The sequence below is a fragment of the Lampropedia hyalina DSM 16112 genome, assembly GCF_900129055.1.
Classification (GTDB): Bacteria; Pseudomonadota; Gammaproteobacteria; order Burkholderiales; family Burkholderiaceae_C; genus Lampropedia; species Lampropedia hyalina.
Map to the genome: position 1 here is coordinate 18,827 of NZ_FQUZ01000021.1, position 24,984 is coordinate 43,810.

The following is a 24,984-nucleotide window of genomic DNA, read 5'->3' on the forward strand; positions in this document are numbered from 1 at the left end:
AGGTGGTCTTGCTCATGCGTACACAGGCGGCGTGGTGGGGCCGGACAGATAGCCGCGTTGCGCAAGGCACTGGCGCACCTGAGTGGCCACCTGCGCAATGGGCTGGTGGGCATCGATGCGGCAGAACCGCTCGGGAGCCTGCTGGGCGCGGCGGGCATAGCCAGCGGCCACGTTGGTGAAGAAGGCCAGCGTCTGCGCCTCGAAACGGTCGGGGGTGCGGGCCTTCTGCAAGCGTTCGGCCGCAATCGCCGGGGGCAGGTCGAACCAGAGGGTGCAGTCCGGCGACTGGAAGTGTGGGCTGTCTGCGGCTGGTGTGGTCTGCACCCATTGCTCCAGCCATTCCAGTGCCACCCAGTCCACGCCCCGGCCCGCGCCCTGATAGGCGAAAGTGGCATCGGTGAAGCGGTCGGACACCACCGTGTGTCCTTGCTCCAGAGCGGGCACGATGGTCTCCAGCAGGTGTTGGCGGCGGGCGGCAAACGCCAGCAGGGCTTCGCAGCGGGCATCCATGCCTTCGTGCAGCAGCAAGGCGCGGATTTTTTCCGCCAGTGGCGTGCCGCCGGGTTCGCGTGTCAGCACCACGGTGTGGCCAGCGGCTTCCAGGGCCTGGGCGATGGTGGCCAGATGCGAGGATTTGCCTGCGCCGTCAATGCCCTCGATGCTCAGGAACAGCCCTTTTCTGGCGGGGGTGGGCGCAGCAGTGTGGCAGGTGGGCATCAGCGTCCCCGGATGTAGCGATCGACTGCGCGGTTGTGCTCGGGCAGGCTGTCGCTGAACTGGCTGCTGCCATCGCCGCGCGATACGAAGTACAGCGCGGTGGTGGCTTCGGGTTGCACGGCGGCCAGCAGCGAGGCACGGCCGGGCATGGCAATCGGTGTGGGGGGCAGGCCCGCACGGGTGTAAGTGTTCCACGGCGTGTCGGTGTCCAGGTGCTGGCGGCGCAGGCGGCCTTCAAAGTCCGGCCCCAGACCGTAGATCACCGTGGGGTCGGTTTGCAGGCGCATACCGCGCCGGATGCGGTTGGTGAACACCCCGGCCACCTTGCCCCGGTCGCTCTCCAGCCCGGTTTCCTTCTCGACGATGCTGGCCAGAATCAGGGCTTCCTCGGCCGTGCGCAAGGGCGTGGCAGGATCGCGCTGGCTCCAGGCGGCTTCCAGCATATTGTCCATGGCCCGCATGGCCTGGCGCAGCACGGCCAGATCGCTGGATTTTTTCGCCACCGTGTAGGTATCCGGGAAGAAGCGGCCTTCCGCCGCCATGCCCGGCCGCCCGAGTTGTTCCATGATCTGCGCGGCCGTCAGTCCCTCGGTTTGCGCCAGCAGCGGCTGGCGTGCCAGAGCCTGGCGCATCTGGTGGAACGTCCAGCCCTCGATGAAGGTGATGCTGACCAGCGTCTGCTCCCCATTCACCAGACGTTCGAGCAAACGCCGGGGCGTGGTGCCCGGCTCCAGTTCATAGTAACCGGCTTTCAGCGAACGGCCATGACCGGAGAGGCGAAACCACAGATGCAACACATCCGGCGGAGCCTGCACGCCCGCTGCCACGGCAGCCCGTGCCACGCCCTGCGCCGACGCACCGCGCGGCACGGTCAGTTCGACGGGTGCATGTTGCAGCTTCAGAGGCTGTTGCGTCCACCACAGGCCATAGGCTCCCAGGCCGCCCAGCAGCAGGAGGATGAAAAAAATGAATAAAGCCAGCTTTCGCAGCAAGGGAGTGAATCCTCTGTTAAAACAGGTGGCAGATTCCGCCTGGCCGCGCAGTGATCGTGCAGTCATCAAGGGCAGGCGGATGTTCTGAAAGCATCGAATCATAAAGTAAACCAGCACTTCGACTATGGCCAATTCCTTTCACGGTATCGCCCCGATTGCCCATCTGGGCGTATTGCTTGCCAGCGGCGAGGACTCCCGCCAGTTCCTGCACAGCCAGCTCAGCAATGATTTCAAGCTGTTGGGGCACGACAAGGCACGACTCGCCGCTTTTCTCACCGCCAAGGGGCGGATGCAGGCCAGCTTCATCGGCCTGCGCCATGGCGAGCAGGACGTGCTGCTGATCGGCGACCAAAGCCTGCTGGCCGCCGTGCACAAACGCCTCTCCATGTTCATCCTGCGCAGCAAAACCCGCCTGACGGATGTATCGTCACAATGGCGGCTCTACGGACTGGCCGGGGATGCCGTGACAGCCCTCGCACCCCAGACCCAACAGCCCTGGGATGTGCAGCAGCCTGCGCCAGGGCAGTACGCCATCCGCCTGTACCCGGCACTGGGCGCAGAGCGTGCCCTCTGGCTCGCTGCGGCAGAGACTCCCGCGCCGGGCGAACTGAACCTGTCCGCATCGGACTGGCTGCACAGCGAGGTCGAAAGCGCAGTGGCCACGCTCAGCGCGCCGGTGATTGATGCCTTCGTGCCACAGATGCTCAACTACGAATCGGTGGGCGGCGTTCACTTCCAGAAGGGCTGCTATCCCGGCCAGGAAGTGGTGGCGCGCAGCCAGTTCCGGGGGGCCATCAAACGCCGCACCTTTGTGGCACACGGCCAGCAGGCCACTTCCGAGCCACCGATTGCCGCTGGCGATGAAGTATTCGCAGAACACCACCCCGCTGCCGATGCCTCGCCCTGTGGTCTGGTCGTGCAGGTGGCTCCCGTGGGCACAGCAGAGACCGGCGCATTCGCTGCACTGGTGAGCCTGCAAACCAATGCCGCCGAGGGCGAGCTGTCCGTGCGCAAGGCCGGTGCCGAAGCCGCCACCGCCCAGGCCGTGCCCATTACCCTCGCACCCCTGCCGTATCCGTTGCGCGACGATATTTGAGATGGGGGAAGGGCCTGCCTCAGAAGTGGGGCAGAGCCGTCCTTTGCCAGGCATGAAAAAAGCCACGCGGGCCAGAAACCAGCGTGGCTTTTTGTGCCGCAGCACCCAGGCGGATTAACGCTTGGAGAATTGCTTGCGACGGCGGGCGGAGTGCAGACCGACCTTTTTACGTTCCACTTCGCGGGCGTCGCGGGTCACATAACCGGCGGCACTCAGTGTGGGCTTGAGGGTTTCGTCGTAGTCGATCAGTGCGCGGGTAATGCCGTGGCGCACTGCACCGGCCTGACCGGATTCGCCACCGCCATTGACATTGACCAGAATGTCGAAAGTCTCGACATGATCGGTCAGCACCAGTGGCTGCTTGGACACCATGATCGAAGTCTGGCGGCCAAAATATTCCTGAATGTCCTTGCCATTCACGGTAATCTTGCCCGAACCTTTTTTGAGGAAGACACGTGCCACGCTGGATTTGCGGCGGCCGGTGCCATTGTTCCAATCACCAATTGCCATCTGAAAGCTCCTTAGATTTCAAGCACTTTGGGCTGTTGGGCGGTATGCGGGTGCTCTGCGCCGCCATACACCTTGAGCTTCTTGATCATGGCATAGCCCAGTGGCCCCTTGGGCAGCATGCCCTTGACGGCCTTTTCCAGCGCGCGGCCGGGGTGCTTGGCTTGCAGATCACGGAAGTTGATGGCCTTGATGCCGCCGGGGTGGCCGGTGTGGCGGTAGTACACCTTGTCCAGGTCCTTGTTGCCAGTGACCTTGAGTTTGGATGCGTTGATGATGACGATGAAGTCACCTGTATCAACGTGAGGTGTGTAAATGGCTTTGTGTTTGCCGCGCAGACGCAGGGCAACTTCGCTGGCTACCCGGCCAAGCACCTTGTCGGTGGCGTCGATCACAAACCATTCATGTTGCACCTCAGCGGGTTTTGCGCTGACTGTATAAGACATGAATAATCCTTTGATGGATGAATAACAACCCTTTTCCACGGTCGGTGCTCTTCTTGTGATGGAGCCTCTTAGGTGGGAGGTGCCATGCCGCACTGCAAGCGGTGCGGCGGGCATTTTGCTGCGGGGTCGTGCAATCGCTGCAAAACCCGACATTATAGCGTTCATTCAAATAAATCAGCCATTTTTTTCTGCGAAGCTCTTGCCCCCACGCCAGACCGCTACCATATCCGCCATGTTCAGTTATCGACACGCCTTTCACGCAGGCAACCATGCCGATGTGCTCAAGCACACGGCCCTGCTCTGCATTCTCCAGCACCTCACGGCCAAGGAAACCCCGCTCAGTGTGGTGGATACCCATGCCGGGGCCGGCCTGTACCGCCTCGACGGGGATTTTGCCCAGACCAGCAACGAGAGCGAGGAGGGGGTGTTGCGGCTGTTTGCCAGCCAGCCCGCTCCCAGGGCCGCTGCCATCCAGACCTATATGGCGGCATTGCGGCACTACAACCCCGGCATGGCCGATGGCGGCAAGCTGCGCATCTATCCCGGCTCTCCCGTGCTGGCCCAGCATTTGTTGCGTGCGCAAGACAAGCTGCACTTGTTTGAATTGCAGCCTGCCGACATGCGCGCGCTGCGTGGCAATACCGAGCAACTGCAAGCCAACAGCAGGCAGGTGCAGGTGTACCACGAGGACGGCTTTGCTGGCGCGTTGCGCTTGCTGCCACCTCCGTCACGCCGGGGCCTGTTGCTGTGCGACCCCAGCTACGAACTCAAGAGCGATTACGCCCAGGTGCATGCGTTCATCGGTGCGGCATTGAAGAAGTTTGCCACCGGCGTGTATGTGGTCTGGTATCCGATCATTCCCCGACCGGAAGCCCACGAATTGCCGCGCAAACTCAAGGCACTGGCGCGGCAGGCAGGTAAATCTTGGCTGAATGCCAGTGTCACGGTCAAATCCAGTGCAAAGTCGGGTATTCAGTTGCCTGGCGAGAAAGTCAAACGCCCTGGCATGGCTGCCAGTGGTATTTTCATCATCAACCCACCCTATCCACTCAAGGGCGCGCTGCAATCGGCCTTGCCGGAACTCAGCCGTGCCCTGGGGCAAGACCATCTGGCAGGATTCAAGCTGGAAAATGGTGAGGCCAGCAGCCAGCGTCCATAAATACACCATGTCCATGCCTTCCGAAACCATCGCCGCAGTTGAACCTCTGCCGCGTATTACCATTCGCTATTGCACCCTGTGCCAATGGCTGTTGCGGGCAGGCTGGATGGCGCAGGAGCTGCTCAATACCTTTGGCACGGCACTGGGTGAGGTCGCGCTGATTCCCGATACAGGCGGCATATTCCAGATTCACTGCAATGGCGTATTGATCTGGGATCGAAAAGTCGATGGCGGCTTTCCCGATGTCAAGACACTCAAGCAGCGTGTGCGCGATCAAATTGCCCCGGATGTTTCTCTGGGGCACATTGATCGTTAGGGAAGCTCTGCAATAGGGAGTCGTGTGGCCATGGAACCGCGCATGGCGTTGGACTCATGTAAAAACCCTGTATGGCGGGTAATGGTTATTTCGAGAGAATAAATCCATATATAATGGCTTCACTTCAATTATGGATAGTTTCCCAACAAGGAAAATCATGAGCAACCCTACACTCGACGAACTGCTGTCGCAACAGCAAACCCTCCAGCAACAGATTGACGAAGCACGCCTTCGCGAAAGCGGAGAGGCCCTGCAACAAATCAAGGCATTGATTAAAAAGTTTGACTTCACACCCGAGCAGGTGTTTGCTGCTGGCAAAAGCAGCACCGAAGTCAAAAAGGTTCAGCCCAAGTACCGCAATCCGGCTACTGGCGAGACATGGACTGGCCGTGGCAAGCCACCGCTGTGGATTCAGAACCAGGATCGCGAGCAGTTCCTGATTGCCTGAAACCCCGGATAAAAAACGGGCTGGCATTCACTGGCATGCTCATACAAAACCCCGCATTGGCGGGGTTTTGTATTGGAGCGTTTGCTTGTATTCTGAATCAGTGGTCGGGCTTCTGAAAGGTCTGCGCAGATACGCATTTTTCCGAGGAATTGCACGCTTCTCACACCATCTGTCCGACTTGTTTGGGTATCCAGAAACAAGGATGCGTGGGCCGGATCGAATCATTCAGTGTCTCCCTGGGGGCTGGACTATGGCTTCAATCCGTTTTGCCACTAGATATGGCCAAAAATACAAACTGTGCAAGGCATTGCGCGGGGCTTTCCGATTGACCGAGAACCCTGGTGTCTGAGTCGTGAATGGTATAAGGGTTAATGGTTTTTGGTCCGCATGGATTGCCACAAGCGGGTGTATTGGTGTGGTTCGCAGACCATCTGCCTTCTTCCTGCCAGCATCTTTCGTATTCGACGAATATGCACGATTGAAATCGTGGTTGGGGTTTGTAAAAAACATTTCCATCAGTAGGGTTTTGGGTTCTTGAATGGATTGCATGCAGTGATGGCAGTGGGAATGGGGAATTCTTCCGAAATGGTTTTTAATACCAGTGTGCGGATTGGTTGATGGGTGAGCATCAAAATGGCGTGGGTTTTTCTGGACTTTGCAGGTTTCTCGAATGGCTGATTCATTGCTTCCCCTACCCTTTCCTTCCTATTCATCTGGCGATGACCATTTGCCGCCGCGTGCCTTGTGCATCATGGTGCTGGGCACCAGCAGCCATGCGGGCAAAAGCTGGCTGGCCACCGCGCTGTGCCGCTGGTACAGCAACCGGGGCTATCGGGTGGCTCCCTTCAAGGCGCAGAACATGAGCAACAACGCCCGCGTGGTGGCTACGCCCGATGGTGGGCAGGGCGAAATCGGCAGTGCGCAGTATTTCCAGGCTCTGGCCGCACGCACGGTGCCCGATGTGCGCATGAACCCGCTGTTGCTCAAGCCCGAAGCCGATACCCGCAGCCAGGTGGTGGTGCTGGGGCAGGTGAGCGACACCTTCACACGCATGCCGTGGCGTGAGCGTGGCCCCCACCTCTGGCCGGTGCTGGCGCAGGCTCTGGATGCGCTGTGCGCCGAAAACGATGTCGTGGTTATTGAGGGAGCCGGTTCCCCCGCTGAAATCAACCTGCACGACAGCGACATGGTGAACATGCGCGTGGCTCGGCATGTGCAGGCGCATTGCCTGCTGGTGTGCGACATCGACCGGGGCGGGGCATTCGCCCATCTCTACGGCACCTGGGCACTGCTGCCACCGTCTGAGCAGGCATTGCTCCGGGGCTTTGTGCTCAACAAGTTCCGGGGCGATGCCGCCTTGCTGGAGCCAGGGCCGCAGATGCTGCACGACCTGACCGGCGTGCCGGTGGTGGCCACCATTCCGATGCTGTGGCAGCATGGTCTGCCGGAGGAAGATGGCATGTTCCACTCCGCTGCCCCGGCATCTGGCACGGTCAGCCCGAAGGCAGCACACACGCGCATTGCCATCGTGGCCTACCCGCGCATCAGCAATCTGGACGAGTTCCAGCCGCTGCACAACGTGGCCGGGGTGCAGCTGGTGTGGGCACGCACGGTGGCCGATCTGGCCGATGCCGACTGGGTCATCCTGCCCGGCTCCAAGGCGACGGTGGCCGATCTGCACTGGTTGCGCCAACAGGGCCTGGACCGTGCCATTGCCGACCATGCCGCGCAGGGGCGGCGGGTATTGGGCATCTGTGGGGGCCTGCAAATGCTGGGCGAGGCATTGGTCGATAGCCACGGTGTGGACGGCAATGCCCACGGTCTGGGCCTGCTGCCGCTGGTGACGCAGTTCGCCCCAGACAAAACCGTGCGGCACAGCCAGGTGCGCATGGGCACGCTTACCGGCGCGTGGCAGGCCCTGTCGGGGCTGGAGCTGCATGCCTACGAGATTCACCACGGCCAGACAGCCGTGCATCCGGCCATGCTGGCCGCAGGGCAGGGTGTGCAGACTGCCATGGAGGGGCTGGCATGGGCGAATGCGTCAGGCCATGTGCTGGGCTGCTACCTGCATGGCCTGTTCGAGAGTGCAGCGGTATTGCAGGCCCTGTTCGGTGCGCAGGCACAGGATATGGATGCTGTGTTTGACCGTCTGGCCGCAGGGGTGGACTCCTGGTTTGCAAGGCCCGTTGCCTGAATTCATTTTTTTCTGAAACTTTTCTCCTGCCTTTCATGACTGCTTCCATTCCTTCCCCGCTGGCCGATGTGCTGGCCCGTATCGTGGCACCGGGCACACCGGCTCTGGCCGACGCGCTGCAACATCTGCTGGATCACAAGACCAAGCCCGTGGGGTCGCTGGGGCGGCTGGAGCCGCTGGCACGGCAGATCGGCGGCATTCTGGGCACCACCGAACCCCGTCTGGAAGCTCCGCAGATGCTGCTGTTCGCCGCCGACCACGGTCTGGCGCGGCAGGGCGTATCGGCCTACGGGCAGGAAGTGTCGTGGCAAATGGCGCAGAACATCCTGCACGGCGGGGCGGCCATCAGCGTGCTCACGCGCCAGCATGGCATCGGCTTGACGCTGATCGATTGCGGCATCGCCCAGCCTTTGCCCGCCCACCCGCAATTGCGCAGTGCCAAGGTATTGCCCGATGGCAGTGCCGATGCCAGCGAGCAACCGGCCATGACCCTGCCGCAGTGCCTGCAAGCCATCGAGGTGGGGCGCGAAGCCGTGCGCCACGCCCCCGGCAATGCCATCCTGTTAGGCGAGCTGGGCATTGGCAACACCTCGGCGGCTGCCCTGTTGCTGGCACGGCTGGAAAACCTGCCGATTGAAGACTGCACCGGCGCGGGCACCGGCATGCACGGCGCGGCCTGGGAACACAAAGTGGCCGTGTTGCGGCAGGTTCTGCACACCCATGCAGCCGTGACTGAACCGCTGGATGTGCTGGCGGCCCTGGGCGGGCTGGAGCTGGCCGCCATGGTGGGCGCGGTGTTGCAGGCTGCGCTGGAGCAGCGCGTCATTGTGGTGGATGGCTTTGTCACCAGTGCTGCCGTGCTGGTGGCGGCGCGCTTGCAGGCGCAGGTGCTGGGCTATTGCGTGTTCTCGCACCTGTCCCACGAGCAGGGGCATCGCCTGATGTTGCAGGCATTGCAGGCCAGCCCGCTGCTGCAAATGGACTTGCGCCTGGGCGAAGGCTCCGGCGCGGCACTGGCCTGGCCACTGCTGGAATCGGCCTGTCGCATTCTGTGCGAGATGGCCAGTTTTGCCAGTGCCGGGGTCTCCACGGCACGAACTGCGGTCTGAAATCAATTGGCATATTGACCCCACTGCGTCATTGCGGCGAAGGCCGCAATCCAGTGACGACGTTGAAAAAACACCGGTATTGCCCAATGGCACATGGGGTGACTGGATTGCGGCCTTCGCCGCAATGACAGGCGGCTTCAGAACCCTGTGGATGAACTCAGACGGTGGCCGATGGGGCCGGGTGTTGGTGGCCTGCCTCTGCGGCATCGACCTGATCGTCGCGCCGCTCTCCCGGTACGCGCTGGCGGGCCAGCAGCAGGTAGATGGTGGGCACCACGAACACCGTCAGCAGCGTGCCCACCGTCAGACCGCCCACGATGACCCAGCCGATCTGCATGCGGCTCTCGGCCCCGGCTCCGCTGGCCAGTGCCAGCGGCAGCGAACCCAGTACCATCGCGCCGGTGGTCATCAGAATCGGGCGCAGCCGCTGCTCGGCGGCATGTACCAGTGCGTCCACCTTGTCCATGCCTTGCTGGCGCAACTGGTTGGCAAACTCCACGATCAGAATGCCGTGCTTGGTAATCAGCCCCACCAGCGTAATCAGGCCAATCTGTGAATACACGTTCAGCGTGCCACCCGTCCAGCGCAGGGCCAGCAGTGCCCCCACCATCGACAGCGGCACCGACACCATGATGATGAGCGGATCGATAAAGCTCTCGAACTGCGCCGCCAGCACCAGATAGATGAACACCAGTGCCAGCGCGAACACCAGCGTCATGGCCCCTTGCGAATCGCGGAACTCGCGCGACGCGCCATTCAGGTCCACCGAATAGCCGTTGGGCAGAATCTGCGCCACGGTGGCATCCATCCAGTCCAGGGCCTCTCCCAGTGCGTAATCGGGCGGAATCTGCGCCGTGAAAGTGGCAGAACGCCGTTGCCCGAAGTGGTTCAGCTCGCGCGGACTGGCCGTCTCCTGCCAGTTCACCAGGGCCGACAGCGGCACCATCGCCCCCGCTGCCGTGCGCACATGAATCTGCTCTATCTGCGCCGGGGCCAGCCGTTCGCCCGGCCCGGTCTGCACCAGCACATCGTATTGTTCGCTGCCCTTCTGGTAGCGCGTGACGGTGCGCCCGCCCAGCAGCGTCTCCAGCGTGCGCGAGACCGTCGCCACGTCTACGCCCAGATCGGCGGCGCGTGCCCGATCCACCTCCAGCCGCACTTCTGGCGTGTTCATGCGCAGATCGACATCCAGCATGGAAATGCCGGGGTAATCTTCCACGGCCGCGCTGATCTGCTGCACCACTTCGTGCAGGGCTTCGTAGGATTCGCTGGTCTGAATCACATACTGGAACGGGCGGGAGCTGATGCTCATGCCCAGCGGCGGCGGCATGTTCAGAATGCTGAACACCCCCGGCAGTGTCTGGGTGTCGCGCCGGATGTCGCCCATCAGATCGAACACGCTGCGTTCGCGCTCGCTCCAATCGACGGTGCGCAGAATCACATTGCCATTGACCACGCTGGGGTTGCCGATGTTGGCAAAGATGCGGTCGAACTCCGGGTACTTGCGGGCAAAGTCTTCCACGCGCTGCGCGTGCGCATCCGTGTATTCCAGCGATGCACCATCAGGAGCCGACAGGCGCACCTGCAAGGTGCCCCGGTCTTCCATCGGGGCCAGCTCCGAGGGCAGGCGCGGGTACACCCAGGCCAGGGCCACGCCACAGGCCAGCATGGCCAGCAGCACCAGCCAGCGCGCTTGCAGCAGCTGACCGCGCGGGCCGCTGGCGCGGGCCGTCACCAGCCAGCGAAGCAGCCGCCCATACGTCTGCGACATACCCGTCAGATGCCGCTCCATGAAACGGTCGAAGCGATTGGGCTGGGGGTTGTGCTTGAGCAGCACCGAGCACAGCATGGGCGAGAGCGTCAGGGCCACGAAGCCCGACACCAGCACCGCCCCGGCCAGTGCGAGCGCGAACTCGGCAAACAGCCGCCCCGTGCGCCCCGGAGTGAAGGCCAGCGGCGCGTACACCGCCACCAGCGTCAGCGTCATGGCCACAATCGCAAAACCGATCTCCCGCGCACCCTGGAGTGCAGCGGCAAACGGCTCCATGCCCGCCTCGATGTGGCGATAGATGTTCTCCAGCATCACGATCGCATCGTCCACCACCAGCCCGATGGCCAGCACCAGAGCCAGCAGCGTCAGCGTGTTGATGGAAAACCCCGCCAGAGACATCAGCGCAAACGCGCCGATCAGGCTCACCGGAATCGTCACAATCGGAATCAGCGAGGCCCGCACCGTGCGCAGGAACACAAAAATCACCAGCACCACCAGCACCACCGCCTCGGCAAGCGTGGCGTACACACTCGCAATCGAGCGTTCGATGAACACCGTGTTGTCGTTGGCAATGTCCACCTGAATGTCATCGGGCAGTTCCTCGCGCAACACCGCAAGAGCCTCGCGCACCCCGGCTGCGACCTCCAGCGGATTGGCCGTGGCCTGCCGCACAATCCCCATCGACACCGAATCCACGCCATTGAAGCGCACCCGGCTGCGCAGGTTCGCCACGCTTTCCTCCACCCGCGCCACATCGCGCAGGCGCACCGAAAACCCATTCACCGTCTTGATGACCACCGCCTCGAACTCTTCCACCGTGGCCAGATTGGTCTGCGACACCACATTGAACTCGCGCTGCTGCGATTCGATGCGCCCTGCAGGCAATTCGAGGTTCTGGCTGCGGATGGCCGCCTCCACCTCGGCCACCGTCACCTGATAGGCCGCCAGCCGCTGCGGATCGAGCCACACTCGCATGGCGTAACGCCGCGCCCCGTAAATGGGCGTATCGGCCACGCCCGGCACGGTTTGCAGGCGGGGCCGTGCCATGCGTTCCATCAGGTCATTGATCTCCAACTGGCTGCGCTGCGCACTGGCGAAGGCCAGGAACATCACCGGAAAGGCATCGGCCTCTACCTTGGCGATCACTGGCTCGTCCACCTCGTCGGGCAGGCGGTTGCGCACCCGCGATACCCGGTCGCGCACCTCGGCGGCGGCCGTGTCGGCATTTTTCTCCAGCAGAAACCGCACCGAAATCTGCGCCTGCTCGGCCCGGCTGATGGACGTGATCACATCCACGCTGTCGATGCCCGCAATCGAATCCTCCAGCGGCTTGGCCACCTGCGACTCCATCACCCGCGCCGACGCGCCGGGGTAGTTCACCCGCACCGTCACCACCGGCTCGTCGATCTGCGGATACTCGCGCACCGGCAGGCCCAGGAAACTGACCGCACCGATCAATAGAATCAGCAGCGACAGCACGGTGGCAAACACCGGCCTGCGAATGGAAATTTCAGAAAGGGACATGGAGGTGGCAAGAGCAGCAACAGACGCAGAAGCAAACAGAGGCAGCGTCAGTCACGCCGCTACCCCGAATGCCGAAAGTATAGGCTTACAGGGAAAAACCCTGCATGGCCAAGCCACTCACCGGATGCCATGGATCGTTCCCACGCTCCTGCGCGATCTGCTCAGACCGCCTTGCACTGAATGGCAGCCATTCTTCCAATCTCCAGCGTCAGATCATCTCCCTTGCCACGGATGGTGTTGGGGCCGTTGCTGTAGATGAACCCGGAGCCGCTGGGCTGTTGTTTCAGTTCCACCGTGGCACCTGCGCGCTCCAGTTGCGCCCGTTCCTGATCCACAAAGTAGGTCACCGTCACGTTCTGTTGCGGCTCGCAGCGATAGCGAACCACATTGACCTTGGGTAGGGTGGAGGATGCCTGGCTGCTGCGGAACAGCTCCCATTCATCGATCTCTCGTCCATCGGGCAAGACACAGATGCCAGCCTCTCCCGCCGGGGTTTTCTCGATGCGCAGTGTTCCGCCCGACTGCACACAGAACTGCGAGGCTGGATTGGCGAGTTGAACCGGAGGTGCTTCTTTCTCGGGCGCAACCGACGAACAGGCGGCCACAAGAGCTGTCATGGCAATGGGAATAAGGTATTTCATGCGGCCAGTTTACCCCATAGTCCTTTTCAGAACGCCCGCTCCAGCGTCAGGGCCAGTTGCTTTTCGTCGCGGTCGTAGGCATACAGATTGCTGTTTACCTTGGAGTAGCTGAAGTTGATTTTCGGCGTGAAGCCCGCCACCTGCCAGTGGCGTTGCCACAGCGAGGCATCCAGCCCGTATTCGTCATCGCGGCGCAGGCGCAGCAGGAACAACTGATAGGGGTCATCAAAGCGGCGGCGTGTGTAGCGCACACTGGCGCGGCTGCTCAATCCGTTGCCGAAATTCTTCACCGCCCCTGCCTGTACCGTCTGGCGCAGCGAAGACTCCTCCCCGCCACGCGCATTTTCGTCCTGCACTGCCAGAGCACCGAACACCCACCAATCCGGCGACATCACCCGCACCAGACTCAGTGACAGCGCGTGAATATTCCCTTCGTAATTGCGGTAGTTCTCGCCCGAATAACTGCGCTCCAGCCAGGAATAGGTGCCCGACACCTGCCAGCGCGTGCCCAGCCAGCGGCCATGTTCCGCGCTGATGCCCCAACTGCGGCTGTAGGAATCACCTCCCAGCCACATCTGGTTCACATTCGGAGTGATGGCATACCAGGAACGAATGTCCTGCCAACGCCAGCCCGCCCGCGCATTCACCGCAGTCTCGTTGTAGTCCGAAGCATTGCGGTATTGCGCTGCACTGCCACCTGCTCCCAGCGTCAGGAAATGATTGCCGCGCAGATTGAATTCCCTGCCGACATGCCCCGCCACGTTGAAGCCGTGGGCACTGCGCGGCAGGTCCTTGGCATCCTTCTCCATCTCCCAGAAGTAATACACATCGTTTTCGTCCTTGCCCACCGGCAGGTACAGAAAACGGTTGTCGCTGGCATTCTGCACGTTGCTTGTCCATTCATGCCCCAGCGTCAGGTTGCCACTCCAGCCCTGTCGTGCGGCCAGAGCCTGCTGGTATTGCAGGGCACTGTGCCGCGCGGCAGGCACCAGGCGCATATCGCGCAGCACCGTCTGAAGGGCTTCGCCCGCATCCCGGTACGCCTTGTTCTCCAGCAGCATGGCGGCCAGATCCAGGCGTACATAACTCAATGTCGGATCATGGGCCAGCATGCGACGGTAGCGCGTGATGGCCTCGTGGTGGCGACCCGCACGGCGTGCCAGCGCACCCTGCACAAAATCCACCAGCATGGCATCCGCCCCCTCCATCTGCGGATAGAACTGCATCACCCGCTCCAGCGTATCCCAATCCTCGCGCAGCATGGCCGTGTTGATGACATGTTCGGCCAACGGGCGATTGGCTTGCAGGTCTTCATCGGTCACCTGTGGCAATGGCGCATTGGCCTGCTCACCCCCAGCCGATGCCCCACTGGGCCGCCCGATGGGAGCCTGTTGGCGCAGTGTGGGCAGAGGCTGGGTGAGCAGGCGGTCGTCCTGGGGCGTGGCTGTGACTGGCATGACTGGCGCGGTCGGTTGTGCCGCCAAGCTGGTCGCGCAGACTGACAATGCGAGCAAAAGAAAGGGGCGATGGGGCATGGCACTCCTGAAAGACAAGAATTGTCGCTTTGTTCAGGTATCAAAGGGCGTATTGCGAACCAGTCGAATATGCCTCGAGTTGCTGGCCGCTCTTGTCCAGCAATGGCTTGGTGCCTTCAGGCGTACCGTCAGTGACCCAGAGCTTGGCTATGTTGCTGGTTGAACTTCCTTCGTGAATCTGGAATATGGCCCGATTGGAACCAGCTTGCTGCCAGCCAATTGAGATGTTTTTAGTAAGAAAAGCATCTACACCTGCGGTGGACAAACGTTTGGTGCCGTTAGCAGTGCCATCGGTACTCCAAAGGTAGTATGGGGCTTGACCGCTGGTAACGCCTTCTGCAGTCATGAAAACCAAGCGATCGCTTAAGACAAAGACATTTTGAGGATTAAGACCACTGGGTCCGGGAATGGCATCCTTGACGATTTGTGTGCCTGCTTCGGTGCCATCGCTGACCCACCATTCAGAGCCAGTGACACCTCGGTCGTTGACGGTAAATAGCAGCTTTCCATCTAACACAGCATGGAGGCTGACACGCATGATATCTTTGACTAGCCGAAGGTTTGTGCCATTGGGATTAATCGCATAGAGCTTGGCGGTCTCATTATTGGTGGCTGCTCCACTGAAATAAAGTTCACCGTTGAATTCAATCGGGGTATTGTTGAACCATGCTGCATTGAATTCTGTAGTGCCAGCCGCTGTGCCGTCGGAAAACCATTGTTTCTGGTTGGCGTCCTGTAAGTATATTCGGCTACCTACTACATAGAAAGATCCTGCTGTCTGATTCAAACCCAGATCTGTTACCGTGCCGTTGTTATCTATTGCATAAACCTTGTTTTGTGACTTGAAAAACAGTTTGTCTCCAGCAATGGTTAAGTTTTCTGCTCCGTTGAACGCACTGCCATTGAAAAGCACTTTTTGTGTACCTGTCTCGGAACCATTGCTGACCCATAAGGAGCCACCTGAGCCGTCATTTGCTGTGAAATAAAGCTTGCTGCCCAAGGCCACTAAGTTAGAAGGTATGGAGCCCGTACCGACGCCAGCAGTTACAGTTGTGTGGATATCTTTGACCAAACGGGTGATTGTCCCATTAGTGGCACGCAACTCCCAGCCGGTGGCACTATTGACATCATCATCCTTGGCTGATATGTAAAGTTCATTATCTACCAGTGCAGATACGCTGTTGGTAGTTGTGTTGTGAACCATTAATGCAGGGTTTAGCCATTGAGCCTGTGAGCCATCAAGTTTGGCAGTAAGAACATTTAGCCCACTACCTGCTGTAGAGGGGAGTACCGAGACTAGCCTTTGTTGCACCACTGCGGTGATTTTCTGATTGCATTCTACGACCTGTGATGTATCACTAGTTAAGCTGGCCAGCAAGCTGCCATTGGCTTGTAATGTGCCGGCCAAAGGCTCAGAAAACGCGCAATTCACCAGGTAAGGTTGTTCGGTGGTTAGCTTCAGATTACCCAGTGTGATCTGGGTGTTGTTGGCGTTCTCGATGGCAAGGCTGGCACTTGACGATGTGAGGTTGGCATTGGCACTGCCGTAGGTGACAGGCAGTGTAATTCCCTCGGGAAGACCTTGTATCTGAAGGGTGAGTGTGCGGCTAACTGGTTCAGTACTAGAGCCGCCGCCATTGTTGCCTGTATTCCCTCCGGGATTATCGGGCTGTGTTGTGGAACTATCGCTGCTGCCACCACCACCACAGGCAGCAAGCATTAGTGCAATGCTCAGGCAAGTTAGTGTTTTTGCACCGGGGAAGGAGAGAGAATGATTTGTCATGATTGGCAGAAGAGGAAGAATGCTGTGTGGGGTATATTTCGGAAATAGCCCCATCCCAAACAGGGAGGGGCTTTGGGATGGTTTATTCAGCGATTACCGTTTGCCGATGATGGCCACGCCGCCAATTCGCTCGGGCAAACCAATGATGGTACCGGCGACTTCTCGGGCTACATCAGTGCCACTGTTGGTGCCAAAGAAGTTCAGGTAGTATTTGGGATCTACCGTGGTAGTACTGTTGGCAACAACGATGTTCCACAAGGCGACTTGCGAGGCGTCGCTCGGGTTCTGGGCTCCAGCCGTGACGGAGCCGCCTTCAATACCTGCTGAGCCGACAATACCGTTGGCATCCGCTATCAGGCTGGTACTGTCCAGTGTGCCACTGACATTCAGGCTGCCTTGCGTACCGCCATTCCAAGAGGCGGGCACAAGAATATTGTCAAGTGTGAACAAGCCAGCCCCAGTCTGAGTGAGCAGATCCACTGTATAGCTGAAATTACCCGTTGGGAAATTGCTGAATGCAATGCCGTTATAGGTATAGCTGTCTTCTGGCAAAGCCTGCAATGCGGTCAGTGTGCTACCTTGCCCGACTACAGCCTTCACGAAGTGTTTGCGCTCCTCTTGTTCGTGGTTTGCACCCTTGGTCAAATTACCGGCAATCGCGGAATATTCCTGGTAGTAGAAACGGTAAACCACATTGCTGCCACGGGTGCCATCGGAGTATTTATAGGTGCCAGCATTCCCGAGTTTGATGCCGTTTTCGTCTGTCGAAATCAGCGAATTGGCGGAGCCAGTAAATGCAGTTTCCAGGTTGATGCTGCTGGCGGATGGGGCGGATACGCCGGTGGTGGGGTTGGCGACCCCATTGATGGGGCTGTTTGTCGGGCCGTAAACCACTCCTTCGTAAGTGAAGGATCCACGGAATGCCGGAGTGTCACCGGCGATGTTTTGCGTGCTGTTGAAGTCAATGGTCAGGTTTTGTGCCTGCGCTGCACCGATGGCAGCAAAGGCAGCGATGGTGACCAGGGACAGGCGGCCAAGTTGAATAGCCATAAAGATTTTCCTTTGAATGATATATAAAAATGCCAGTGGTGTGAAATAATTCCACAGGCGGATATTTGACGTTTTTCAGACGTCAAATTCTATGGCTACCCGACATTTGATGAATGTTGAAATGTTGGGTTGCCTTGAGTTTTTATCGTGGTGTGTGGCATTGTTGAAAAATGCTGTTTTTGTATCTGTTATCAATGGTGTGTAATGTAAGTCAGTTTTTATGTTTTTGATATATTCCATGAAGATTTTGTGGATATTGGATTTTAAAATGGCAATAATCATCCATGAGGCTAATTTAATGGCCTCGTGATTTTTTTATGGAGTGCAGCCTTTTTTTTATGAAACTATTTGTCTGGCCTGTTGAGAAAATATACTGTCTTGTGCAATGTTGATGCTGCTGAAATTTTTTATTACATGTCAAAATTTCATACTGATGCTGGCAGTGAAGCTGCGTGGTATTCCGTAGTTCCCTGTGCTGGAGTTGGTGAAATAGGTCTTGTCGAACAAGTTGTTCACATTGACCCCGATGGTGCTGTTCTTGTTGATGCGCCAGCGAGCCATCAGGTTGTAGGTGGCATAACTGCCTTGCCACCAGTAATAGTCTGTACCATCTTCTTTGACATATCGAATATTGCCTCGTCCGGCGGATTGCCAGTAGGCTCCACCACCTATGGTGAATTGGCGGTTGTCGCCAAAGTCGTAGCTGCTGAATAGCTTGAAGGAATTTTTTGGAAAGAAGAATTGTGATTCGAAATCTTCGCCCGTTTCGATGCCCCAGAAGTCGCTGGGCAATTTCTGACGCTGGTGTACATAGCCACCCATGACTTGCCAATTAGGGGTAATTTGGCCAGCGGCATTGAACTCCATTCCATAAACGCGGTATCCGTCCAGGCCGACATAACCTTGCCAATAGGTACCGGGGTAATTGGGGTTTTCGATGTAGCGGTTGGTTTGGATCGGGTAGTTGTCCTGCGTCATCGTGAAGTACGTCGCAGCGATATTGAGGCGGTTGTCGAAGAAGCCACCCTTGATGCCCGCCTCAACGGTGTTGGCTTTCAGAGGATCAAGCCAGTCGCCACTATCGACATCAATGGGAAATGCGTTGTCGAGGGTGTTGGGTTTTTCGATGCGTGCATAGCCGGCATAGACGTTGATGCTGGGAGTCAGTTCATAGACCAGACCGCCATAGGGCTGGAAGGTGGAAGGCTGGCTGTAGATTTTTTCACCCTTGCCGTAGCGGGTGCCGAGGATGACTTGCAGGCGTTCAAGCGGGCGCAGACGTACGGAGCCGTAGATGCCTTTCTGGTCACGTTTGAATTGGTCGATGCGGTAAGGGGTTTCCCATGAAGGCACCAGACCGATTGCAGCCCAGTTGGGAAGATCGAGTGCGGGCATGGCGATGTCGCCATCATTCCACTGGCTGGGGCGTAGCCATGCTTCGGTTCGCCAATAGGTGCTGTTGGGATCGTCCACCTGCGATTGCTGGTTGGGGCGGGTGACGTCAGACATGGAGGGATGGTTGTAATTGGTGCGGTCGGACTTGGTCTGGTTGGCACCGATGACGAAGTCGTGCTGGCGGCCCAGCAGGTCAAACGCACCTTTGAGATATACGTCAAAGGCATTGGTGGTGTTGTCGTAGTGTTCACGGCCCCAGGCGTAGCTCGCTACATCCCACTGTGGCATGTAGAAGGTGGTGCCCATCACGCCATAAAGGCGGTCGCTTTTGGCGTTGAAGTGGTTGTAGGCACCGACGATTTGCCAGCCGTTGTCGAACATGTGGTCGGCATGGACGAAGATGTTGCTGTAGTCGAAGTCGCGGTAGCTCCAACGGGTGGCGTTGTTGTAGCTGCGGCCCAGCTCGGTGTTGGGGCTGTTTCTGTTGGTTGTGCGTGTGATGCCATGCGGACCGGTACCGTCGAGGCGACGGTTGATTTGGGTGCCGCCCAAGCTCAGGCGGGTTTGCGGCGTGATGTCCAGTTCGGTGATCGCATACAGGGTTGTGCCTTTCTGCTTGACGCGGTCGATATAGGCATTGCCGTGGTCGCCGGTAGCAACAATGCGGCCGCGCCAGGTGCCACTGGTGTTGAGGGGGGTGGAGAAATCGAGTTCGGTTCGTTTGGTACTCCAACTGCCATATTTGAAGTTGGCCAGCAATTGCCGCTCTTGCCGCGGTTTCTTGCGTACGAAGCTGAGACTGGCAGAAGGATCGCCTTGGCCGGTGGTCAAGCCTGTGGAGCCTCTGATGATGTCTATTCGTTCGTAGAGGAACGAGTCCTGCATGCCGACGGCAGTGCGGTTGCTTTGGTTGTTTTGCGCACCGAAGGCGGCTCCATCGGTCATCAGGCCGTCGATTTGGAAGCTGTTGATGGCAAAGCCGCGTGAATAGTATTCCACCCGCCCCGCACCGGGTACGCCGTTTTCGACCACGGTGACACCGGGTGTGTATTCGAGGACTTCGCTGATGTTGGTGGCATTGAGGTCCTGCACCAGTTTTTCGGTGAAGGTGGTGATGGTTTGCGGGGTTTCCTTGACCAGCAAATCCAGCTTGGCGGCACTGCTGCTCTGGCTGACGGTGTACTGGGTGGCGGATTCCACTGCCTGGGGGGCTTCCAGCGAGGTGATGATGGTCACTTCGGGGAGGGTGTTGGCATTGCTGCTGTGGCCGCTGGTGGGCTGGGCCTGGGACGCAGGGCGGGGCCGCAATGTGTATTCGGTCGCACTCTGTGGCTGAACTTCCAGGTTGGTGTGGCGCAGCAATTGTGCGAAGCCTTGCTGCACGGTGTATGGCCCTTGCAGGCCGTTGCTGTACTGGTCGGCGGTGAGTTCCGGCGCGAAGGAGAGGCTCACCCCGGCTTCTCCGGCAAAGCGCGACAGTACCTGGGTCAGGCTGCCTGCGGGGATGCTGTAGTGGTTTTGTGGGCTGGTCGCGCTGTGGGTGGCGGTGGCGTGGTTTGGCTGGGTCTGCGCGATACCGGCTGTCGGGTGGAGTGCGCTGGCTCCCAGTGCGAGCAGGGCCGCACAGGCCAGCAGTGAGCGAGGGAATTTATTTGAATAGTGATGGTAATAGTCATGCAAATGAGATGTTTTTATTTTGTTGGGCATGGCAGGTTCTGGTGTGGTCAGGGGTGTGAATGGGGGAAGGGAGTGCCTGAATGGCTTACTTTGGATATGCCGTTTGGGAATGGCAAAAAGGGCCATGTTTGGCGTTTCATTTTTGTAAAAAAATGAAACGCCTTGGTGGCTTGGTGCGAGAGCCGATGCGGTGGATGCAGCCCGCAGGGCACGGCTTGACCGTGCGGGACTGTTCAGAGAACCTTGAACAGGTTTTTACAGGGTATTGGTATTGGCTTCGACGCTGACCCAGTACGGGCGTTTGCGGATGCGTATGGGCAGGGTGGCGGCGACGATGTCGAGGATTTTGTCGGTGTCGCGCAGTTGGTATGCACCCGAGAGGCGCAGGTGTGCCACTTCGGGGGCGCAGCGAAGGTGGCCGGGGCGATGGCGGGCGAGTTCGCGCAGGAAGTCATCCAGTCGCATGTTGTCGGCGTAGAGCACGCCGTGGCTCCAGCCAGTGGCCAGCGGGATGTTGGCGGGGCTGTGGTGAATGTGGTGTGGGTCGAACCAGGCTTGCTGGCCGGGGTGCAGTTGCAGGGGCGTGTCGTGGCTCTGGCCGGGGTGAATGGCAACGCGGTGTTCGAGTACGGCCACCCAGGTGAGCGTGTGGGTCGGTTGCCAGTGAGTGGGGAAGTTTTCGCGTGCCGCTGTGCCGATGCCCGAGGCAGGCAGGATGCGCACGGCAAACCGGGTGCCCAGTGCCTGTATGCGGCCTTGCGGGGTGTGTACCCAGAAGGGGCGTGGCGGGGAGGCGGTGTCGGGAGCGGTCTGCACCAGGATTTCTCCCCGGTAGAGTTGCAGGCGGCGTTCGTCGGGGTGGTAGTGGATGTCCAGTGCGGTGGCGGTGTTGAGCTGGATGCGAGTGCCATCGGGCAGGGTGATGTCCTGCCGTTCGCCGGTGGCGGTGCGGTAGCCGGCTTGCCAGCTTTGCCAGAGGGCGTGTCGATGGGCCTGCCAGGCCAGTGTGCCCACCAGGCCGATTCCTGCGATGGATTTGAGGACGGTGCGGCGCGGCAGGGAGGGCGGGCGTGTGAGTACGGGGACTCCCAGAGTGGGCGGGATGCTGCCGAGTTTCTGGCTGAGTTGCTGGGCGGTTTCCCAGGCTTGCTGGTGGGAGGGGTGGGCCTTGCACCAGGCATCGAAATCACGCCATTGCCGGGGGCTGGCCTTGCCGGAGTGCAACAGTGCCAGCCATTGCGCGGCTTCGCGGATGATGCGGGCAGAGTCGCCCTGAACGGCCAGCCGGGTGTGCGGTGGTGGGTCGGGAGAAGCGGAGGCGGGCATGGCGGTCAGTGGCCGAGTGCGTCCTGCATCATCAGGGTCAGGCAGACTTCAAAGGCGCGGGCCATGTGGCGTTTGATGGTGCGTTCCGAGAGTTGCAGCTCCTGGGCAATGTCTGCATAGGCGAGTCCTTCCAATTGCGAGAGCAGGAAGACCTGGCGCACGGTGGGGGAGAGTTCGCCGAGCAGCCGGTCGAGTTCTTGCAGGGTTTGCCAGACGATCAGCCGTTCTTCCTCGGAGGGCAAGCTGGCGGGGGGCAGGGCTGCCAGGGTGTCCAGCCATGCCTGTTCGACGGCCATTTTGCGCCAGTGGTCGTGCAGCAGCCCTTTGGCAATGGTGGTGAGGTAGGCGCGTGGCTGGCGCAGCTCTCCAGGCGGCAGGTGCTTGCCGAGCAGGCGCACAAAGGTGTCCTGCATCAGGTCGGCGGCGATGTCGGGGTTCTGCACCCGCTGCTGCAACCAGGTCTTGAGCCACGAATGGTTCTGCTGGTACAGCATGGCAACTTGTTCGGACGGGGATGATCCTTGCATGGTCATGGTTTGACAGGGGCGAAGCCCGACAAAAGATGGAAGATGCCACGAGGCAATGCACCTGCACTGTGCGATTGCGGGCAATGGCAGGCTGCGTGCGCCCCAACGCGCTATGGTAAACCCGCAGTGGGGCACATGGGGCATCGTCCACCCCGCTGACATGGGATAGCCAGTCTATGCGTCGGATGGCGCAGAGGTTGCTTGCGGTGATGCGCAAGAGGAGGCCAGACCATGAAAGTATACGGTGAAGGCGTTGCCCGCCACCATGCCGCGCTGGGTGGGAATGTTCTGCCGCTGGTAGCCGATGCGGGCATGGTGGCGTTCGCAGAGTTCACGGCAGAGGAACAGCCCCAGCCCCGATGAGCGGCTTTCCGAGGAGAAGAATGGCTCGAACAGATGGCGTTCGACGGACTTCTCCAGAGGCTCGCCATCGCTCCAGACTTGCAGGAAGGTCTGGCCGCTGGAATCGATGCCGGTGGCCACTTGCAGGGAGTCGGGGTGCGGCCCCATGTAACGCCGGGCGTTGTCCAGCAGGTTCAGCAGAATGCGGCGTAGATGTTCGTGGTCGAACGGGACGTGTACCTCTGGCGCGTTCAGGTGCAGGGCGTGCGGTGCCGGGGCCATGCGGTGCTGGCTGATCCAGTCCTGCCAGACTTGGGCGGTGGTTTCGTCCAGGGGCAGCGTGCTGTCGCTGGCAGTGCCGGTTTCGGTGGCCTGTCGTTGCACCCGCACAATGTCCAGAATGTCTTCGGCAATGCGCCTGAGGCGTTCGGCGTTCTGCCCGATCATGGTGGTCAGGCGTTGTGATCCCGGATCGGGCAGGTCTTCGGCGAGCAGGGCATTCGCCTGCACGATGGCCGACAGCGGATTGCGGATTTCATGTGCCACAGCCGCCGACATGCGCCCCATGGCAGCGAGTTTCTCGGTGCGCAGTTGTGCCTGCATGGCGCGCAGGTCGTGCAGAAAAATCACGCACTGCACTTCCATGTTGCGGCGCAGCCGGGTAGGCTGTGCGGTCAGCCATGAACGGGCGTGGACACCCCAGGGGGTTTGCTGCCCACTCGCCAGCGTCAGATCGGCAGATTGGGGCTGGTGATGGATGAAGGTACTTTGGACCAAGGCCACCAGCGGCTGCCAACTGGCATCCTGTGTCAGCAAGAAGGGCAAACGGTGTTGGGCTGGCAGACCGAGAATCTCCCGTGCCGCAGGATTGAGGGAATTGACCGACAGGTCTCGCCCCAGCACGATGACGCCATCGTTGAGGTTGCGGATGATGAGTTCGCTGATCTGGCTTTGCAGCAGCGCGTGGCGGCGGCTTTTGCGCGCTTCCTGCTCCTCGCTGGACAGGCGGGTGGCCAACTGGTGTACCAGCAGGGCCAGCACCAGAAACCCCAGCCAGGTGACGAATGCCTGGTAATAGACCTGGGGACTGGTGGCACTGAACCCTTTGGGCCAGCCACTGACCAGCATCAGAACAGCAAAAAGCGTGGCAATCGTCAGTGCCATGACGCTGGTACTGCCCATGGCCGCTGCCATCAGCACAGGGATGCCGAACAGGGCCAGAAAACTGATGGAGCCACCGGCATACCACAGTTGCAGCAGGGCGCAAACGCCGATGTCGAACCCCACCGTCAGCAGCCAGTGCCAGGCCAGTCCACGGCGGGGGCGCACATGGCGCATCAGTCCCCGCAGCAGCATGGCTTGCGAAAAGTAGATGCCCACCAGCCACAGCACCCTGGACGAAACCGTGCCATCCATGACGTGCTCGGCCAGCAGCAGCACACCGATGGCCAGTGCCAGCATCAGGCGACCGGTCAGAAAACCCGCCCACAGCCGCTGGAATGGCTCGGAAGAGGCCACCAGTGAACGCCGCAGGCCCAGCATGTGCAGAAGGTCGGAAAAGCCCATTTTTGGAAGTGCAGAGTGACGCAAGACGCAGAGCTACCGCTACAGGATGATTTCCTGTACGAAGCGCGAACCCACATAGGCCAGCAGCAGGAACACTGCACCCAGGTTGAGTATATTCAGTGCCTTGCGCCCACGCAGCCCCGTGCGCCAGCGTCCCAGCAGCAGGGCGGCAAACGTCAGCCAGGCCAGCACGGCAAAGACCTGTTTGTGCTGCCATGCCCAGGCACGTCCATACACCTGTTCGCCAAACAGCAGGCCGGCCAGCAGGGTGGCCGACAGCAGCACAAAACCAGCCGTGACAAAACGGAAGGTCAGCCGCTCCAGCGACAGCAGGGGAATGCCCTCGTGTGAGTCGATGGCATTGCGCATCTTGCGGTCGGCCTGCCGCATCAGCCAGCCGTGTGCCACGGCCGTGGCAAACAGGCCATACGAGGCAATGCCCAAGGCCAGATGCAGTGCCATCCACGGGGTCTGGTGCGCCTGCAAGTTGTTCAGTGCATGACCCGGAAACATCGTACCAATGACCACGGCCACCGCCCCGAACAGGGCCAGTGACCAATGGGGCCGAAAACGCGGCATCAGCAGGTACTCGATGCCGTAGATGGTCAGCACCAGCCAGGCCGTCACCGAAATGGCCGAGCCAAAACCGAAGTGCGCCTGCTCCTGCCCCAGACTGCTGACCAGTGCCATGCCGTGCAGCAGCCAGGACATCCAGACACTGGCCTGCGCCCATTTCGGGTGCGAACGGCAATGAAACAGGCCCGCCAGGCCATAGGCCAGCACGGCCAGACCCGCCAGTACCCAGGTTGCAGGAGAGGAGCTGATTACAATCATGGCCACAGTGTACCTTTTGGTGTTGCAGT

The 24,984-nt window shown here is 60.0% G+C and carries 20 protein-coding genes; 6 read left to right on the forward strand and 14 right to left on the reverse strand.

Annotation, left to right across the window (positions count from 1 at the left end):
- Positions 1-12: 12 nt before the first annotated feature.
- Both tmk and mltG read right to left on the reverse strand, forming a co-directional pair.
- A complete protein-coding gene (gene tmk / locus BUE21_RS09420) occupies positions 13-717 on the reverse strand; it encodes a dTMP kinase (RefSeq protein WP_073356430.1) in 705 nt (234 codons plus the stop codon).
- Positions 717-1,706, reverse strand: a complete 990-nt coding sequence (gene mltG / locus BUE21_RS09425) for an endolytic transglycosylase MltG (RefSeq protein ID WP_234971109.1) — start codon at positions 1,704-1,706, stop codon at positions 717-719. The genes tmk and mltG overlap by 1 nt, the downstream gene beginning before the upstream one ends.
- 127 nt (positions 1,707-1,833) lie before the next feature.
- Between mltG and ygfZ the strand changes: the two genes are divergently transcribed.
- Positions 1,834-2,805, forward strand: a complete 972-nt coding sequence (ygfZ, locus tag BUE21_RS09430) for a CAF17-like 4Fe-4S cluster assembly/insertion protein YgfZ (protein ID WP_073356431.1) — start codon at positions 1,834-1,836, stop codon at positions 2,803-2,805.
- A 114-nt stretch (positions 2,806-2,919) separates the two neighbouring features.
- Here the strand turns inward: ygfZ and rpsI are convergent, their stop codons facing one another.
- Both rpsI and rplM read right to left on the reverse strand, forming a co-directional pair.
- Positions 2,920-3,315: a 30S ribosomal protein S9 gene (gene rpsI / locus BUE21_RS09435; RefSeq protein WP_073356432.1), complete on the reverse strand. Its 396-nt coding sequence runs from the start codon at positions 3,313-3,315 to the stop codon at positions 2,920-2,922.
- An 11-nt stretch (positions 3,316-3,326) separates the two neighbouring features.
- Complete coding sequence (gene rplM, locus BUE21_RS09440) at positions 3,327-3,758, reverse strand: 50S ribosomal protein L13 (RefSeq protein WP_073356433.1); 432 nt, start codon at positions 3,756-3,758, stop codon at positions 3,327-3,329.
- 232 nt (positions 3,759-3,990) lie between these two features.
- Between rplM and BUE21_RS09445 the strand changes: the two genes are divergently transcribed.
- From BUE21_RS09445 to cobT, 5 genes are all read left to right on the forward strand, one after another.
- Positions 3,991-4,917 (forward strand): 23S rRNA (adenine(2030)-N(6))-methyltransferase RlmJ, encoded by a 927-nt coding sequence (locus BUE21_RS09445; protein WP_073356434.1) that lies wholly within the window; start codon positions 3,991-3,993, stop codon positions 4,915-4,917.
- A 13-nt stretch (positions 4,918-4,930) separates the two neighbouring features.
- Complete coding sequence (locus BUE21_RS09450) at positions 4,931-5,233, forward strand: Rdx family protein (protein WP_073356435.1); 303 nt, start codon at positions 4,931-4,933, stop codon at positions 5,231-5,233.
- 157 nt (positions 5,234-5,390) lie between these two features.
- Positions 5,391-5,681: an H-NS histone family protein gene (locus BUE21_RS09455; RefSeq protein WP_073356436.1), complete on the forward strand. Its 291-nt coding sequence runs from the start codon at positions 5,391-5,393 to the stop codon at positions 5,679-5,681.
- Between the two features lie 751 nt (positions 5,682-6,432).
- Positions 6,433-7,875, forward strand: a complete 1,443-nt coding sequence (locus BUE21_RS09460; protein ID WP_073356437.1) for a cobyric acid synthase — start codon at positions 6,433-6,435, stop codon at positions 7,873-7,875.
- A 35-nt stretch (positions 7,876-7,910) separates the two neighbouring features.
- Entirely contained in the window at positions 7,911-8,984 is a 1,074-nt protein-coding gene (gene cobT / locus BUE21_RS09465; protein WP_073356438.1) for a nicotinate-nucleotide--dimethylbenzimidazole phosphoribosyltransferase, read from the forward strand.
- A 157-nt stretch (positions 8,985-9,141) separates the two neighbouring features.
- Here the strand turns inward: cobT and BUE21_RS09470 are convergent, their stop codons facing one another.
- From BUE21_RS09470 to BUE21_RS09515, 10 genes are all read right to left on the reverse strand, one after another.
- Positions 9,142-12,279 (reverse strand): efflux RND transporter permease subunit, encoded by a 3,138-nt coding sequence (locus BUE21_RS09470; protein ID WP_073356439.1) that lies wholly within the window; start codon positions 12,277-12,279, stop codon positions 9,142-9,144.
- 161 nt (positions 12,280-12,440) lie between these two features.
- Positions 12,441-12,896, reverse strand: coding sequence for a DUF333 domain-containing protein (locus BUE21_RS14525; protein WP_234971105.1), 456 nt, complete (start codon positions 12,894-12,896; stop codon positions 12,441-12,443).
- A 50-nt stretch (positions 12,897-12,946) separates the two neighbouring features.
- Positions 12,947-14,377, reverse strand: a complete 1,431-nt coding sequence (locus BUE21_RS09480; protein WP_159435837.1) for a surface lipoprotein assembly modifier — start codon at positions 14,375-14,377, stop codon at positions 12,947-12,949.
- A 118-nt stretch (positions 14,378-14,495) separates the two neighbouring features.
- The gene (locus BUE21_RS14225; protein WP_159435839.1) at positions 14,496-16,238 is read right to left on the reverse strand and encodes a hypothetical protein; all 1,743 of its coding nucleotides are present in this window, start codon (positions 16,236-16,238) and stop codon (positions 14,496-14,498) included.
- Positions 16,239-16,331: 93 nt separating this feature from the next.
- On the reverse strand, positions 16,332-17,288 hold the full coding sequence (locus BUE21_RS09490; RefSeq protein WP_073356443.1) for a hypothetical protein: 957 nt from the start codon (positions 17,286-17,288) through the stop codon (positions 16,332-16,334).
- 417 nt (positions 17,289-17,705) lie between these two features.
- Positions 17,706-20,390 (reverse strand): TonB-dependent siderophore receptor, encoded by a 2,685-nt coding sequence (locus BUE21_RS09495; RefSeq protein WP_073356444.1) that lies wholly within the window; start codon positions 20,388-20,390, stop codon positions 17,706-17,708.
- Between the two features lie 225 nt (positions 20,391-20,615).
- Positions 20,616-21,686 carry a FecR family protein gene (locus tag BUE21_RS09500; RefSeq protein ID WP_073356445.1) on the reverse strand — a complete coding sequence of 357 codons (1,071 nt, stop codon included), beginning with the start codon at positions 21,684-21,686 and terminating at the stop codon, positions 20,616-20,618.
- A gap of 5 nt (positions 21,687-21,691) precedes the next feature.
- Complete coding sequence (locus BUE21_RS09505) at positions 21,692-22,213, reverse strand: sigma-70 family RNA polymerase sigma factor (RefSeq protein WP_234971106.1); 522 nt, start codon at positions 22,211-22,213, stop codon at positions 21,692-21,694.
- A 174-nt stretch (positions 22,214-22,387) separates the two neighbouring features.
- Positions 22,388-24,121 (reverse strand): ATP-binding protein, encoded by a 1,734-nt coding sequence (locus BUE21_RS09510; protein ID WP_234971107.1) that lies wholly within the window; start codon positions 24,119-24,121, stop codon positions 22,388-22,390.
- Positions 24,122-24,160: 39 nt separating this feature from the next.
- Positions 24,161-24,955 (reverse strand): cytochrome C assembly family protein, encoded by a 795-nt coding sequence (locus tag BUE21_RS09515; RefSeq protein WP_073356467.1) that lies wholly within the window; start codon positions 24,953-24,955, stop codon positions 24,161-24,163.
- Between the last annotated feature and the right edge of the window lie 29 nt (positions 24,956-24,984).

Coding starts and splice junctions, on each gene's coding strand:
- BUE21_RS09510 (WP_234971107.1), bottom strand. CDS start 24,121: ATGGGCTTTTCCGACCTTCTGCACATGCTGGGCCTGCGGCGTTCACTG.
- BUE21_RS09480 (WP_159435837.1), bottom strand. CDS start 14,377: ATGCCAGTCACAGCCACGCCCCAGGACGACCGCCTGCTCACCCAGCCT.
- BUE21_RS09460 (WP_073356437.1), top strand. CDS start 6,433: ATGGTGCTGGGCACCAGCAGCCATGCGGGCAAAAGCTGGCTGGCCACC.
- BUE21_RS09455 (WP_073356436.1), top strand. CDS start 5,391: ATGAGCAACCCTACACTCGACGAACTGCTGTCGCAACAGCAAACCCTC.
- BUE21_RS09490 (WP_073356443.1), bottom strand. CDS start 17,288: ATGGCTATTCAACTTGGCCGCCTGTCCCTGGTCACCATCGCTGCCTTT.
- rplM (WP_073356433.1), bottom strand. CDS start 3,758: ATGTCTTATACAGTCAGCGCAAAACCCGCTGAGGTGCAACATGAATGG.
- tmk (WP_073356430.1), bottom strand. CDS start 717: ATGCCCACCTGCCACACTGCTGCGCCCACCCCCGCCAGAAAAGGGCTG.
- BUE21_RS09470 (WP_073356439.1), bottom strand. CDS start 12,279: ATGTCCCTTTCTGAAATTTCCATTCGCAGGCCGGTGTTTGCCACCGTG.
- ygfZ (WP_073356431.1), top strand. CDS start 1,834: ATGGCCAATTCCTTTCACGGTATCGCCCCGATTGCCCATCTGGGCGTA.
- rpsI (WP_073356432.1), bottom strand. CDS start 3,315: ATGGCAATTGGTGATTGGAACAATGGCACCGGCCGCCGCAAATCCAGC.
- BUE21_RS09495 (WP_073356444.1), bottom strand. CDS start 20,390: ATGCCCAACAAAATAAAAACATCTCATTTGCATGACTATTACCATCAC.
- BUE21_RS09515 (WP_073356467.1), bottom strand. CDS start 24,955: ATGATTGTAATCAGCTCCTCTCCTGCAACCTGGGTACTGGCGGGTCTG.
- BUE21_RS09445 (WP_073356434.1), top strand. CDS start 3,991: ATGTTCAGTTATCGACACGCCTTTCACGCAGGCAACCATGCCGATGTG.
- BUE21_RS09450 (WP_073356435.1), top strand. CDS start 4,931: ATGCCTTCCGAAACCATCGCCGCAGTTGAACCTCTGCCGCGTATTACC.
- BUE21_RS14525 (WP_234971105.1), bottom strand. CDS start 12,896: ATGACAGCTCTTGTGGCCGCCTGTTCGTCGGTTGCGCCCGAGAAAGAA.
- cobT (WP_073356438.1), top strand. CDS start 7,911: ATGACTGCTTCCATTCCTTCCCCGCTGGCCGATGTGCTGGCCCGTATC.
- BUE21_RS09505 (WP_234971106.1), bottom strand. CDS start 22,213: ATGCAAGGATCATCCCCGTCCGAACAAGTTGCCATGCTGTACCAGCAG.
- BUE21_RS14225 (WP_159435839.1), bottom strand. CDS start 16,238: ATGACAAATCATTCTCTCTCCTTCCCCGGTGCAAAAACACTAACTTGC.
- BUE21_RS09500 (WP_073356445.1), bottom strand. CDS start 21,686: ATGCCCGCCTCCGCTTCTCCCGACCCACCACCGCACACCCGGCTGGCC.